Genomic DNA, 14,121 nt, shown 5'->3' on the forward strand with positions numbered 1-14,121 from the left:
CTCCCGATACAAACGCACCGCACGTTCACGCAGCTCATCGGGGTACTTCTTCGGTGCTGCCACGGATGACTCCCTTCAGCTCCATCAGAGCATGATCGAAAGCCTCCGAGCTACCGGGGGAACCTCACCTACTCGTCCGGCTACCGCAACCCCTACACCTGGCTGCCGGGTAGCGAAGTCCAACCGCACAACCTCGCCTCGGCTGTCGTAGATACCGCCCACCAACTCGTGGCTCTTTGCCTTGCTGCGGGAGACACCACCAGCGCCAGGTGGGCCGTAGAACGGGCCTGGCTTGCGGACCCTGCCCGCCTTGATGACCACCCCTGGATCGACGCCATGCGAGTAGCACACGCCGACGGCCGTGCTGCCGAGCTTCGAGCCCTCCTGGACGACCTGGTACGTGCTCGTGAAGCGGAAGTACCGGAGGACCTATCGCCGAACACATACGGAGCCATCAATGAGTTGGTAGCCAACCTTCTGAAGGTCGGCTGACGGGAACCTGACTCTTGACGGCCGGCCGAGTCGCGTGGCCACACGTCCCACCTTCTAAAGTCCCCTGGGCTCACCAGCACGAACAACCCTCGTTCGGGTTCTGGGCGCAGATCGCGGCCATCTCGGCCAGGTAGGCGGCCAGAGATTGAAGAACTGCCGCCGCTCGTTGCTGTTCAACGCCGGCCTCGTCGCGGATCGGGGTCGCGGGGACCGGCCCTCCGAACCGCACCGCGTCTGCGTTCCGTACACCTGAGGTTCGCCCTTCGCGGCGGCGATCCGGTCCTTCAGATACGCGACACCGCTCATCCGACAAGTCCGACCGATGCCTACGCCACTTCACCACCACGACGTGATCAACGAGCGGGAAGCCGGTCTGGGATATCCGGCTGCCGGCTTGTGCCGGTCCCGTTTCGTCCGTCAGGGAAAAGTTGTTCACCTTCATGTAGCCCGAGTGTCGGCTACCTGACTCGCGGGCTTCGATTGCTGATTTTTGTCGGACGCCTCGCTTATGGTCCGCGGCGTGGCAAGCACCAATGATCACTTGTGGGCACACAGCGCCTCCGGCGGTGAGCGGCACCGGCTTGAAGATCACCTTCGGGATACAGCACGGCTCGCGCGATCATTCGCGGAACCGTTCGGCATGGGCGACCTGGCATGGTGGGCCGGACTTGTGCACGACGGCGGCAAAGCCTGGTGCGCCTGGCAGGAGAAACTCCTCAAAGTCGAGCCGTCTGGAAAGAGGGTCGGTCTCGACCACAAGTCGTTTGGCGTGCACCTTGCTGAGCGACACGGTCTGGAGCCGGTGATGTGGGCGGTGGCCGGGCATCACGGGGGCCTGACGTCCAGGAAGGAGGTCAACGGGCTCCTCGGTGCCGACGACGCGCAGTTGGGCGCGCTCACCGATCGATGGGCTGACGCGGAGCGGCGGTTGCGCACGCTCGTTCCCGAGATGTTCTCCGCCCTCCCAGAGTTGTCCACCAGCTATGTCGATGCCGACGCCATGACGCGTGAGTTCCTGGTCCGCTTCCTCTTCAGCTGCCTGGTTGATGCTGATGCTTTGGACACTCAGGCGCATCGCATGGGTACGGCACACCGGCTCGGCCGAGACCTGAATGGGCCGATACTGCTCGAACGCTTTCTCAGCCGCAGAAAGAAGTTCCTGGACAACCGGCCAAAAGGGCCAATGGACGCGCACCGGGAGCGGGTGTTCTCCGAAGCGATGACGGCAGCGGAGCAGCAGCCGGGCATTTTCCGACTGACAGCGCCGACCGGAACTGCCAAGACGATCGCCTCGGCGGGCTTCGCGCTGCGGCATGCCGTCTGTCATGGCAAGCGCCGGATCATCGTGGCGGTGCCGTTCATCACGATCACGGAGCAGAACGCCAACGTCTACCGGCAACTGCTCGACCCGGGCGAGGCCGAGGCTGAGCGGGTCGTCCTGGAGCAGCACAGCCACGTCGACCTTGGTGATCCCGAAGACACCGAGCAGCTTCAGTCATGGCGCAAGCTCGCCTCAGAAAACTGGGACGTTCCGTTTGTGGTCACCACCACGGTGCAGCTCTTCGAGTCGCTGTTCGGTCGCATGCCGTCCCGCACGAGGAAGCTTCACCGTCTCGCCAACTCGGTGATCATCCTCGACGAGGTGCAGGCGCTACCGCATCGCCTGCTGCCGCAGATTGCCGATGCCCTGCGGATACTCGTGCAGCGCTTCGGTGTCACGATCCTGCTCTCCTCGGCCACCCAACCGGTGCTCGGTGCGTTCAAGCCGTTTGAAAAGCTCGACGTACGCGAGATCATCACAGATCCATCGGCGCTGTTCGACGAATGTCGGCGCGTTCAGTTCGAGTGGCGTGTCACGCCAAAACCCGCACTGGCTGACGTGGTCACCGAGGCGGCGTCCCACCGGCAAGCCTTGATGGTGGTCAACACGGTCCGCGATGCCCGCGACGCCTACCAGGCCGCCCCCACGTCACCCGACATCACGGCCCTGCACCTGTCGACCGCCATGTGTCCCGCGCACCGACGAGCTGTGCTCGACAAAGTCCGCGATTGCCTTAAAGCCAAGTCGCCGATCTTCCTGGTAAGCACGTCGCTGGTGGAAGCCGGTGTCGACCTCGACTTCCCAGTGGCGTTCCGGGCGATCGGGCCCCCAGATTCGATGTCCCAGGTCGCCGGCCGGTGCAACCGCGAAGGCAAGTTGGGGATGCCGGGCGGAGGACTGGTCGTCATCTTCGACCCGGCCGATGGCGGGATGCCGCCGTCGTACAAGACCCAGGTCGAAAAAGCCGAAATCTACTTCGGGCCCGACAGGGACCCTGAGGACACGGAGGCGCTAGAAGACTATTTCGTCGACCTCTACGACTCGTTGGGGATCGAGGCCAAGGGCCGCCCTGCGCAGGTGATTCGCTCCAACCGTCACAGGTGGGACTTCCGGTCAGTCACCGACGGACCAGTCACCGGGATCGACGCCAGGGGCCGAGAAGCACGAGACCGCAAGCTCGCCTTCCGGATGATCATCGACGACACCGTGCCCATCGTCGTCCGCTATGGCGACCAGCAGGCACATAATTTGATCAACGAGTGTCTTGCTGAACTGCGTGGACCATGTCCCGACCGCAGCGCCTTTCGGAGGTTGCAGCCCTACGTGGTGACCGTTCGGCGGCAGTTGACGACCAAGCCTGAGGTGCAGGCGAACTTGTCACCCGTGGTGGGCGACCTCTACGAGTGGCTGGGCAGATACGACGACGGACACGGAATCGTTCTCGAGCCTGATCGACAGGACTTCTTGCTATGACCTCGCGAGAGGTCGGTGTCGTGTGCGTCCAGCGCGACCTTGCCCACCCCAAAGTGGTCGCCCGAGGCGGTCAAGATCGACAGTTTAGTCGTCAAGGAATTGGATCAAAGCAATCATCAAGAAGACCGTCGCCGTGAAGGCGCCGCCTCCAGCCAGGGCAGCATTCGCCGGATTCGCGCCGCCGAACCAGGCCAGCCAGGTAGCTCCCGCAGCGATGAGCAAGGCAGCGAGCAGGGCAATCGCCGCCAAAAGTCGCCTGTCATTCGTCCGCTTGGTTCGGAGAGCGGAGCCCTCGCCACCGTCCACCTACTACTCCCTTGGAAAAGCCCTCCGGCGGAGGGGGCCGCACGTCCGTCGGCTTCGGATACTAGAGCGTCGATTGCAATTCGGGCAACCAGTCCTACTTCCCGCCGACAGAACTTGCTAAGCTGACCACGCCTCCGTAGGCGAGAGGCGCCGATGGCGGAGAGCGGGCACCTGCCTGTGCTACTCCGAGGATCTCAACTGTCGGCGGGAAGCGGGACTGGTCAAACCAATCAGCTGGTTCGCTCCGGGGCCAGGCCATCTGGCCTAGGCCCGGAGCGAGCGTCCCGCCTTTAGTCCGCCACACCACTCATTGCATTCATGGCGTGAACCCCAACGAGAGGAGATCTATGGTGAGCCGATCTTCGGGTGCCCGGAAGCACCCACCGGTCGTGGTGCAGGTCAAGGGCGAGGGTGCTCTGTTCACGCGGCCTGAGCTGCGAGTCGAACGGGTGACGTACCCGGTCATGACACCGTCGGCGGCGACCGGCATCCTGGACGCGATCTTTTGGAAGCCGGAGTTCCGCTGGGTCCCCGTCAAGATCGAGGTGTTGCGTCCGATCCAGCAGTTTACCCTTCGGCGGAACGAGACTCACGACCTGCCCAGTTTGGCGGATGCGGCCTCCAACGGCCGCCGGATCGACACCGTCGGCAACCGAGACCAACGTAGCGCGGTATGTCTACGCGATGTGGAGTACCGCATCCACGCGCAGGTGGAGGTGGCCTCTCACGCCGACAAGACCGAGGCGGCCTACCGCGACCAGTTTCGACGCCGAGTCGAGCGGGGCGCCTGCTACCAGTACCCATTCCTCGGCACCCGGGAGTTCCCGGCCACGTTCTTTGCAGCCGACGATCGTGCGCCGATCGGCGACACGATTGACCTGGGCATCATGCTGCATCGCATCCACTATGGCTCGCCTTCTCGGTTCGACTGGTTCACCGCGCGCCTGGAGGCTGGCGTGCTGCACATCCCGGCGCAGGGCATCCCGGGCACCGGCCCCGGCGCCGACCTGACGGCTGCGTCGGCGGGAGTTGCCTGATGCTCAGGCAACTCGTCGACTACCAGCCACCGGCGGAAGAGACTGACGAGGGCGAGGCTGCCCGCCCGTACAGCCGGCAGCGGGTGATCCGCTGGGAGCTGAACCTCGACCGGGAGGGCCGTTTTCTCAGGATCGTGTCGCTCGCCGATCCGTCCGAGCGGGCCACCAAATTCGGGGTGCCGGTCGTCGTGCCAAACGTCAGCCGGACCTCCGGCGTGGCACCGGCCCTCGGCGTTGACGACGCGCAGTACGTTCTCGGCTGGTGTGACAGCAAAGCGAAGCCGGAACGGGTACGCGAAGCACACGCCGCGTTCATCGAACTGACCCGACGCTGGCTCCGGGAGTTTCCCGACGATCCGGCGGCGCGAGCCATGGTGGCCTTCTACGACCGCAACGAGCGGCCCGCCCTTCTCGACGAGGCGAAGTCGAAAGACCTCGTCGTCGTCAAGGTCGCCGGGTCTCGGGTGACCGATCGTGACTCGCTCTGGACGCTGTGGGAGAAGGTGGTCCGCGAACGCAAGAGCGGCGGTACCGCCGGCAACTCCCAGCGACGTGGGTTGTGTCTGGTGTGCGGTAGCCAGGCTGCGCTACTCGACCGGCTACCGCAGGCACTGCCCAAGGTGCTGATACCACGGGCCGAACAGGAAATCGCCCTGGTCTCGGCCAACAAGCGGATCCACACCTACGACTACGCTGAGGGTTTGGTCAGCTCGCCGATCTGCGTGGACTGCGGATCGGCCGCCGTGACGAACCTGCACGCCATTCTGAACGGCGAGCACTCCACCTTCACCTTCGCCGGCCAACGCTCACGCCTGATCTGGTGGGCGACGAAGGGTGTCGCCAGCAAGACCATCCTTCTGCTCTCCGGCAAGCTGGAAGAGATTCGCGACCACCTGCACTCGCTCGCTTCCGGCCGTCCCGTCCGCCGTCGAGCCGACACAGCCGATTTCCAATCGGTGACCCTGTCCGGCAACGTGGCTCGGCTGGTCGTCCACCGTTGGGTGACCATGCCGTTGGCCGAGGCAGAAGCCAACGTCGACACCTGGTTCTTCGACCATCAGATCCTCGCCCGGAGCGCGGAATATCCCAGCGGCTTTCCGATCTGGCTGCTCGTGCTCTGCGCCGGCCAGTGGCAGCCCGGTGACGCACCAAACTCCGGCCGCTACATACAGCTTCACGACAAGGCCGCCGACCGGCCCGATGACCTGGCCCAACTCTTGCTGCACAGTGCGCTGCACGGCGACCTGCTGCCGGCGTACCTGTTGGCGCACGTGGTCCGCCGGGTCCGCACCGATCTGCGGATCGACGGGCCACGCGCCGCGCTGCTGCGCGTCGCCCTCAACCGCCATCCGCTTCGTAAAGGAGAAGGACCCGCCGCCGTGCTCGACGAGAAACAGGACAACCCCGCCTACCTGTACGGGCGGCTCTTCGCCGTGCTGGAATCCCTGCAACACCGGGCCTACCCGGGTGACGAGTTGCCCAACGCGACGTTCTTCCACCGCTACTTCGCAGGTGCCGTCGCCAATCCACGTGTGGCTCTGGCACAGGGCTGTCAACTCTCCGCCGCCTGGCTCAAGAAGCTGGACAGCAAAGCGCGCATACGCAACGGAGAAGCCAGTGAACGGACCGAGGCCCAACGAGCGGCCAAGGCCGCGTACCGGTTCCGCGAACGGCTGCGCAGCCTGCACGACCGACTCGACGGCCCGGTCACACCCCTCGGCGACGCGGAAAGCCAGTCGTGGTTCGTGCTCGGCTACTTCCACCAGCAGGCCCACGACATCCGGATGGCCCGCGCCGGCAAGGCCCCCGAAGTGCCGGTCGAGGAACTGACCCTCAACGAGACGGACAGCAACGCCGACCTCCCGGAAGGAAACGACCAGCAGTGAAGCCGCACACCATTGACCCGTCCGTACGCCACGACGCCGTCCTCTTCTTCGACGTGGTGGACGGCAACCCGAACGGCGACCCGGACGGGGGCAACCGGCCGCGGGTCGACGAGGCCACCGGTCACGGCCTGGTCACCGACGTCGCGATCAAACGCAAGATCCGGGACACGATCGGCTTCGCCGCCGAAAGCCTCGGGTACGACCTGGCGCGTTACCAGATCTTCGTGGAAGCCGGGCACGCACTGAACACACGTGCCGTCGAGTCCTACACGGCGACTGGCATCCAACCCAACGCCAAGAAGCTCACCCCGCAGCAGGCCGAGACCGCCCGGAAATGGATGACCGACCGCTACGTGGACGTACGGCTCTTCGGGGCGGTGCTGTCCACCGGCGACACCAAGGCACTCGGCCAGATCCGGGGGCCGCTGCAGTTCGGCATGGCCCGCTCGATCGACCCGGCGATGCCGGTCTCGCACGCCATCACCCGCATCACGCAGACCCGACAAAAGGATATTGACGAGGGTCAGAGCACGGAGATGGGAAGCAAGTGGACGGTACCGTACGCCCTCTATCGTGCTCAGTTCCACTACTCGGCAGCACTGGCCCGCCGCACAGGGGTGACCAGCGAGGACCTGGCTGCGCTCTACCACTCGCTGCGGTTCATGTTCGAGCACGACCGCACCGCGACCCGGGGGATCATGACACTCCGCGGGTTGTACGTCTTCAACCACAGCGATGCCTTCGGCAACGCGCCGGTGCAGCCGCTCCTCGATCGGATCACGGTGAAACCGACGAGAGACGTGCCGCGTGCCTTCTCGGATTACGACATTGCCGACGACCTCGGCGATCTGCCTGCCGGTATCACCGCCGAAGCGCTGCACCGGTGAGCAACGGATGACATGGTGGCCTGACGGGGACAACGACGCCGGTCGGATCGCCCTATCCGCCCTGGAACACTACGCCTACTGTCCCCGTCAGGCCGCGCTCATCCACGTCGAAGGCGTTTTCACCGATGACGGGAACACGGTGCGGGGCCAGTTGGCGCACGAGCGGGTCGACAAACCCGGGGTACGGGCCACCGCAGCCCCCGGCATGCGTCAGCACTACGCCGTTCCGGTCTGGAGCCGTGAGCTGGGCCTGTACGGTCGGTGCGACGTGGTGGAAATCGGACATGGCACGGCGGTACCCGTGGAGCACAAGATCGGCCGGTACCAACCACATGGCCCAGCTGACGTGCAGGTCGCCGCACAGGCCATCTGCCTGCGGGAGATGCTCGACCTCGACGTGCCGTACGGCGAGATCTTCACCCATGCCGATCGCCGTCGGCACCGTGTGCCGCTGACCGACGCCATGCTGTCGGCTGTCGGCGAGACGGTCGCTGCGTTGCGTTCGGCGCTCACCGCAGCCACACTGCCGCCACCGGCCGCCGACCGGCGGTGCCGACGGTGCTCACTCCTCGACGACTGCCTACCCAAGGCACTGAACACTGCCTTCGACCTCTACTCACCACGACCCCTCGGCGACTGGAATGCCTGAAGTCATCAAGAACACCCTCTATGTCATGCGGCCCGGAAGCATCCTCAACCTCGACAACGACGCAGTTCGCGTCTATCACCCCGACAGCGGCCCCAAGCGACTCCCGCTGATCCGCATCGATCACGTCGTCGTGTTTGGCGGCGTGTCCATCACCGAGGATCTGCGGCATCGATGCGCCGCCGACCAACGATCGGTGACCTGGCTGTCCGGCAACGGCCGATTCCTGTCCCGGGTGATCGGCCCGCAGGGCGGCAATCCGCTGCTGCGGGTCGCGCAGCACGACGCGCTCCGCGACCCAGCTCGCCGGCTTGACGTGGCACGGTCGTTCGTCGCCGGCAAACTCCAAAACACCCGACAACTACTGCTGCGTGCCGCAGCCGATGCCAGCGGAGCGCGGCAGGCCGCACTGCGTGCCGCAGCCACCGCCATCGCCAACGACCTGCCGGGACTGGCCAACACCGACAACATCAACGTCGTGCTCGGGATCGAAGGCCAAGCCGCGAAGCGGTACGTCGGCTGTTGGCGACATCTACTGTCAGCGCACGCGAAAGTACCTGCGCCGACGCATCGAGTCAGCCGGCCACCGACCGACCCCGTCAACGCCGCACTCTCGTTCGGGTACGGCATGCTGCGTGTCGCCGTCCACGGCGCACTTGAAACGGTGGGCCTCGATCCGTACATCGGCTACCTACACGGCATCCGGCCCGGCAAGCCAGCGCTCGCTCTCGACCTCATGGAAGAAATGCGGCAACTACTCGTCGACCGGACGGTCTTTACCGCCTTCAACCTGCGGCAACTGCTACCCGAGCACTTCACCACCCACCCCGGAGGCGGCTGCGAACTAACCGAGGACGGCCGTCGCGCATTCCTCACTCAGTGGAGTGAGGCACGAGCCCGAGAATGGCCACACCGGCAGCTCGACCGGCCCGTTCCAGCGGCAACCCTGCCCGTCATCCAAGCCCGGCTGCTCGCCCGACACCTGCGCGGCGACACGCCACGGTATCTGCCGTGGAGCCCGGCCTGATGGAATACCTGATCACCTACGACGTGGACACCACCACCAAGCAGGGAGAGCGCCGACTACGGCGGGTCGCGAAAGTCTGCGAGGGATACGGCATACGGGTGCAGAAGTCCGTCTTCGAAGTCACGTGCACCGCCGCCCAACTGCCAAGCCTTCGACAGCAACTCATCGATATCATCGATGCCCAGGCAGACAGCATCCGGCTATACCGACTGACGGCCGGCAGCCTGCGAGCCGTGGAATGTCTCGGCGCCGCCCGCCTCGCGCCACACCACGGTGACCACATACTCTAGATGATCTAGGAACCTCAAGTTCGACGAATCTGAGCGCTAGGTTCCGAGGCAAAAACGGGAGCGAAAGGGGCATTCCAATAGCTTGTTGCTGCGGCAATCACGCTCAGATTCGTCTTCCCGCAGGTCAACAAGCCGGCGCTGGCGGTTCGCCGTCGGCGAGGATCTCAACCCTGCTGATCCGCTGGTGCCGCAGGTGCAGATCTACGGCGCTGGCGGTTCGCCGTCGGCGAGGATCTCAACCTTGCCGGTGGCGCGGCCGGTGGAGAGCAGCCCGGCCGGCGCTGGCGGTTCGCCGTCGGCGAGGATCTCAACCGGCTCGTCGGCTGCCGGTAGCGCGGCGGTGGTGGCGCGGCGCTGGCGGTTCGCCGTCGGCGAGGATCTCAACTCACGGCTTGACCGGGTCCGGCTCCGGGGTCGGGTCCGGCGCTGGCGGTTCGCCGTCGGCGAGGATCTCAACATAAACGCGGCGGGTGTCTCGCCGCGCTTGCGGCCGGCGCTGGCGGTTCGCCGTCGGCGAGGATCTCAACATCCACTTCTGCCAGGTCCGCAAGCTCGACCCATGGGCCCGGCGCTGGCGGTTCGCCGTCGGCGAGGATCTCAACCCGGAGCTGGCCACGATGGCCCTGTCCGTCGGTACCGGCCGGCGCTGGCGGTTCGCCGTCGGCGAGGATCTCAACACCCTCACCGTGTCGGGGCAGACCCTCGGTACGACACCGGCGCTGGCGGTTCGCCGTCGGCGAGGATCTCAACACCCTCACCGTGTCGGGGCAGACCCTCGGTACGACACCGGCGCTGGCGGTTCGCCGTCGGCGAGGATCTCAACCTCAATGCGCTGTCGGCAGCCGCGTACGCCGTCGGACCGGCGCTGGCGGTTCGCCGTCGGCGAGGATCTCAACCAGTCGCGCCCGTGCGGGAGCACGACGTCGACGACCGGCGCTGGCGGTTCGCCGTCGGCGAGGATCTCAACATGCACGACGATCATGACTTCGGGCCGAACAACTCGGCCGGCGCTGGCGGTTCGCCGTCGGCGAGGATCTCAACATGAGCCGGCGGGCCATCTCGACTCGCAGCGTCACCCGGCGCTGGCGGTTCGCCGTCGGCGAGGATCTCAACCTTCATGTGGCGACGCGGCCCCGGTCCGGCCGCGCCCGGCGCTGGCGGTTCGCCGTCGGCGAGGATCTCAACGTTACTGACCTCAGCAATCATTACGAGACCCGCAACCGGCGCTGGCGGTTCGCCGTCGGCGAGGATCTCAACCAGGTTTGGGTGCGGCCGTCGTGGATGGCGATGGGGACCGGCGCTGGCGGTTCGCCGTCGGCGAGGATCTCAACACCCGGGGCGGCGAGGGGCTCATCGAGGCCGCCACGTACCGGCGCTGGCGGTTCGCCGTCGGCGAGGATCTCAACGTTCGGGTTGGGCGCGGTCGGCGGGGTGCCGTCCGACACCGGCGCTGGCGGTTCGCCGTCGGCGAGGATCTCAACTACTTGCCACCCTTAGATCCCTTCTCCTGTCGATCGACCGGCGCTGGCGGTTCGCCGTCGGCGAGGATCTCAACGCCCAGGGCGGTGAGGTCCGGTGACGCAGCCGATGCCCGGCGCTGGCGGTTCGCCGTCGGCGAGGATCTCAACCTGGGCCTGGGTGCCGTCGCACGCCAGGGTGGGCGGCCGGCGCTGGCGGTTCGCCGTCGGCGAGGATCTCAACCCGTCGGGGTCGTACAGGGCGTGCCAGCCGGCGGCCGGCGCTGGCGGTTCGCCGTCGGCGAGGATCTCAACATATACAGGCTGTGGGCGGCCGGGGACACGGCGAACCGGCGCTGGCGGTTCGCCGTCGGCGAGGATCTCAACATCACCCCGTTGCGTGGCGGCGGCAGCAAGACTGCGTCCGGCGCTGGCGGTTCGCCGTCGGCGAGGATCTCAACTCTTAGCGACTGCCTCTCTCGCCTTTCGGTCCCAACCGGCGCTGGCGGTTCGCCGTCGGCGAGGATCTCAACCGGGTCACTCCGTCTTCGTGCAGTCGGCCGGTCTGCACCGGCGCTGGCGGTTCGCCGTCGGCGAGGATCTCAACCACTGCCGCTGGATGTGCTCGGCCTCGGCGGGGCTCCGGCGCTGGCGGTTCGCCGTCGGCGAGGATCTCAACCGTTCATGGCGCGGGTCGGTGGCGAGGCGGTCCGGCCGGCGCTGGCGGTTCGCCGTCGGCGAGGATCTCAACTGATCGTGCGCAGCCGGATCGACGGCCCTGGACGACCGGCGCTGGCGGTTCGCCGTCGGCGAGGATCTCAACCCGTTCGTTGCCTGCCAATCCAACGGTGGACCCTACCGGCGCTGGCGGTTCGCCGTCGGCGAGGATCTCAACAAGGTTTTGCCGCCGTTGCTGGCCGCCACCGCGACCCCGGCGCTGGCGGTTCGCCGTCGGCGAGGATCTCAACCTGGAGCGGACGGCCCGTGGCGCGTTCCGGAAGACGATCCGGGAGCACAACCGGCGCTGGCGGTTCGCCGTCGGCGAGGATCTCAACCGGGCGCGCACCGTCAGCGAGGAATGCGGCGCGCGGCCGGCGCTGGCGGTTCGCCGTCGGCGAGGATCTCAACATCACCCACTCCCTGGCCGACCTGGAAGCGCTGCCCACCGGCGCTGGCGGTTCGCCGTCGGCGAGGATCTCAACACCGCGCTGGAGATCGGCGACCGCACACTGACCGACCGGCGCTGGCGGTTCGCCGTCGGCGAGGATCTCAACGTGCAGCTCGCGGTCGCGGTGATGCCGCTCGTGCCGTCCGGCGCTGGCGGTTCGCCGTCGGCGAGGATCTCAACAACGGGCTCGACCGGATCGCGGACGAGCTGGTCGACCCCGGCGCTGGCGGTTCGCCGTCGGCGAGGATCTCAACGTGGGCGGCGCGCGGCCACCCAGCACGGTGGAGCAGCCGGCGCTGGCGGTTCGCCGTCGGCGAGGATCTCAACTTCGGGTGGGGCGGGATCTTGGTGAAGAAGACCCGCCCGGCGCTGGCGGTTCGCCGTCGGCGAGGATCTCAACGGCGGGAAGATCACCACCGGCCCAGCCATCGCCGCCGGCGCTGGCGGTTCGCCGTCGGCGAGGATCTCAACAGGTCGAGTTCGACGTCGGTGTAGAGCCGGTCGTCGAGGCCGGCGCTGGCGGTTCGCCGTCGGCGAGGATCTCAACACGCGCACCGTCGTCGTGCTGGCCCGCTTGTACGTCCCGGCGCTGGCGGTTCGCCGTCGGCGAGGATCTCAACGACCCGGGTCCGCTCGACGGCCACTACATGGACCGGACCGGCGCTGGCGGTTCGCCGTCGGCGAGGATCTCAACGGGTCACGACGCCGGCTGTAGTCGGTTACCGGCACCCCGGCGCTGGCGGTTCGCCGTCGGCGAGGATCTCAACTCCATCGGGTTGGTCTGCGCGTGGGGCTGCAACAACCGGCGCTGGCGGTTCGCCGTCGGCGAGGATCTCAACGACTACCGGGAGGAACACGCCTGGTCAGGTGAGGACCCGGCGCTGGCGGTTCGCCGTCGGCGAGGATCTCAACCGGCTCAACCGGCTCGGGTACGACGTCGGCAAGGCCGCCGGCGCTGGCGGTTCGCCGTCGGCGAGGATCTCAACGTCAACGGCGTCACCTGCACGGCGATGTTCCCCGCAGCCGGCGCTGGCGGTTCGCCGTCGGCGAGGATCTCAACATCGACCCGCGGGCCGGCAAGCTCACCGTGGGGGCCGGCGCTGGCGGTTCGTGTCGGCGTACAGGCCCGAGTGCACAGGTAGGTACGCGGGAGCGGGCTCTGTCGCTGATCTTGTGGCGATGTCCACGCTTGAAGCAGGATCCGTTTGCGGAGCAGGTCGAAGTTCGCGCGGCCGTAGCCGAGGCGTTTGATCAGCTTGGCCCGGGTGTTCTGTCCTTCGACCTGGCCGGAGCTCCACGGTGTGGAGAGGCCGGCGAGGATGGCGTCGTAGTCGGTTCGGAGTCCGTCGGCGAACTGCCGCAGGTGGGGAAGGTCGTCCGCCCGAACGTTGTCGATCCACTCGGATAGATGCTGTAGGCCGGTGAGGTTGGTCAACATCTTGGCGAAGGCGCGCACATGCTGGCCGGCAGCGGTCAGGTGCGGGCATGCCGCTTGGACGTCGTGTAGGTTGCGGGTCTGCTCGGGTGGTAGCCGGTCGGGATGGGTGAGCAGCAGGATCCGCCATCGTCGACACCGCCCACCAACTCGCGACCATGTACCTGGACGCCAGCGACACGACGAACGCCCGCTGGGCCGTTCAACAAGCTTGGGCAGCCGATCCCCACAGAGGCGACGACGGGCCGTGGCACGACCTCATGCGCGCCGCCTACATCGAGGGGCACTCCGCCGAACTCCGCAACCTACTCGGCGAACTCATGAGCGCACGCGAGGCCGAAGTACCCGAAGATCTAGCTCCAGACACGTACGCATGGCTACTGCACCTTTTGCCAGATGTCCTCGGGGTGAACGCGCCTGTTGGATGAAAGCAACTTCTCGGACCCGACCAACGACTTGGACTGCCCACACACCGAGGTGGCGGCCTATTTGAGGTGACCAAGTAACACATCGGAGTCGATCTCACCCAGGAGAGCCAGCGCGACAGCCATGAACGTGGCCGCCATTCCGGGCGTGTGGATCTAACGGTGTTTCCGGCCTGACCTGCCGGGCGTTGTGCCTGGTGAGGAGGGTGCCGTGATGACCGCGACACTGAACGAGCAGTCCGGACGGAAGAAGCGGCCTGAGGCGTCGGCG

At 66.6% G+C, this 14,121-nt stretch carries 9 protein-coding genes, 1 pseudogene and 1 CRISPR repeat array; of the genes and pseudogenes, 7 read left to right on the forward strand and 3 right to left on the reverse strand.

Annotation, left to right across the window (positions count from 1 at the left end; all coding sequences use genetic code 11):
- Nucleotides 1-562: 562 nt before the first annotated feature.
- Nucleotides 563-934 (reverse strand): hypothetical protein, encoded by a 372-nt coding sequence (locus C1I93_RS31245; protein ID WP_146603542.1) that lies wholly within the window; start codon nt 932-934, stop codon nt 563-565.
- 78 nt (nt 935-1,012) lie between these two features.
- Between C1I93_RS31245 and cas3 the strand changes: the two genes are divergently transcribed.
- Nucleotides 1,013-3,286, forward strand: a complete 2,274-nt coding sequence (gene cas3, locus C1I93_RS20745; RefSeq protein WP_181445256.1) for a CRISPR-associated helicase Cas3' — start codon at nt 1,013-1,015, stop codon at nt 3,284-3,286.
- Nucleotides 3,287-3,370: 84 nt separating this feature from the next.
- On the opposite strand, the gene C1I93_RS31250 is transcribed toward cas3, so the two are convergent.
- The gene (locus tag C1I93_RS31250) at nt 3,371-3,592 is read right to left on the reverse strand and encodes a hypothetical protein (RefSeq protein WP_146603543.1); all 222 of its coding nucleotides are present in this window, start codon (nt 3,590-3,592) and stop codon (nt 3,371-3,373) included.
- Between the two features lie 347 nt (nt 3,593-3,939).
- Here C1I93_RS31250 and cas5c point away from each other — a divergent pair, with 347 nt between their 5' ends.
- From cas5c to cas2, 6 genes are read left to right on the forward strand one after another with little or no spacing between them, the layout of a single operon-like run.
- Nucleotides 3,940-4,629 carry a type I-C CRISPR-associated protein Cas5c gene (cas5c, locus tag C1I93_RS20750; protein WP_111244969.1) on the forward strand — a complete coding sequence of 230 codons (690 nt, stop codon included), beginning with the start codon at nt 3,940-3,942 and terminating at the stop codon, nt 4,627-4,629.
- Nucleotides 4,629-6,515 (forward strand): type I-C CRISPR-associated protein Cas8c/Csd1, encoded by a 1,887-nt coding sequence (gene cas8c, locus C1I93_RS20755; RefSeq protein ID WP_223256769.1) that lies wholly within the window; start codon nt 4,629-4,631, stop codon nt 6,513-6,515. Before cas5c ends, cas8c begins: the two co-directional genes overlap by 1 nt.
- Nucleotides 6,512-7,402 carry a type I-C CRISPR-associated protein Cas7/Csd2 gene (gene cas7c, locus C1I93_RS20760; RefSeq protein WP_111244971.1) on the forward strand — a complete coding sequence of 297 codons (891 nt, stop codon included), beginning with the start codon at nt 6,512-6,514 and terminating at the stop codon, nt 7,400-7,402. The genes cas8c and cas7c overlap by 4 nt, the downstream gene beginning before the upstream one ends.
- Nucleotides 7,403-7,409: 7 nt before the next feature.
- Complete coding sequence (gene cas4, locus C1I93_RS20765; protein WP_111244972.1) at nt 7,410-8,051, forward strand: CRISPR-associated protein Cas4; 642 nt, start codon at nt 7,410-7,412, stop codon at nt 8,049-8,051.
- 25 nt (nt 8,052-8,076) lie between these two features.
- A complete protein-coding gene (gene cas1, locus C1I93_RS20770) occupies nt 8,077-9,075 on the forward strand; it encodes a CRISPR-associated endonuclease Cas1 (RefSeq protein ID WP_249412362.1) in 999 nt (332 codons plus the stop codon).
- A complete protein-coding gene (gene cas2, locus C1I93_RS20775; RefSeq protein ID WP_223256768.1) occupies nt 9,060-9,365 on the forward strand; it encodes a CRISPR-associated endonuclease Cas2 in 306 nt (101 codons plus the stop codon). Before cas1 ends, cas2 begins: the two co-directional genes overlap by 16 nt.
- Before the next feature lie 132 nt (nt 9,366-9,497).
- Nucleotides 9,498-13,050: direct repeats of the CRISPR family, unit length 37 nt; unit sequence CCGGCGCTGGCGGTTCGCCGTCGGCGAGGATCTCAAC.
- A 126-nt stretch (nt 13,051-13,176) separates the two neighbouring features.
- On the opposite strand, the pseudogene C1I93_RS20780 reads toward cas2, so the two are convergent.
- A pseudogene (locus tag C1I93_RS20780) lies at nt 13,177-13,644 on the reverse strand (ISL3 family transposase); the annotation flags it as partial.
- Nucleotides 13,645-14,121: the final 477 nt, after the last annotated feature.

The organism is Micromonospora endophytica (assembly GCF_003236305.1).
Classification (GTDB): domain Bacteria; phylum Actinomycetota; class Actinomycetes; order Mycobacteriales; family Micromonosporaceae; genus Micromonospora; species Micromonospora endophytica.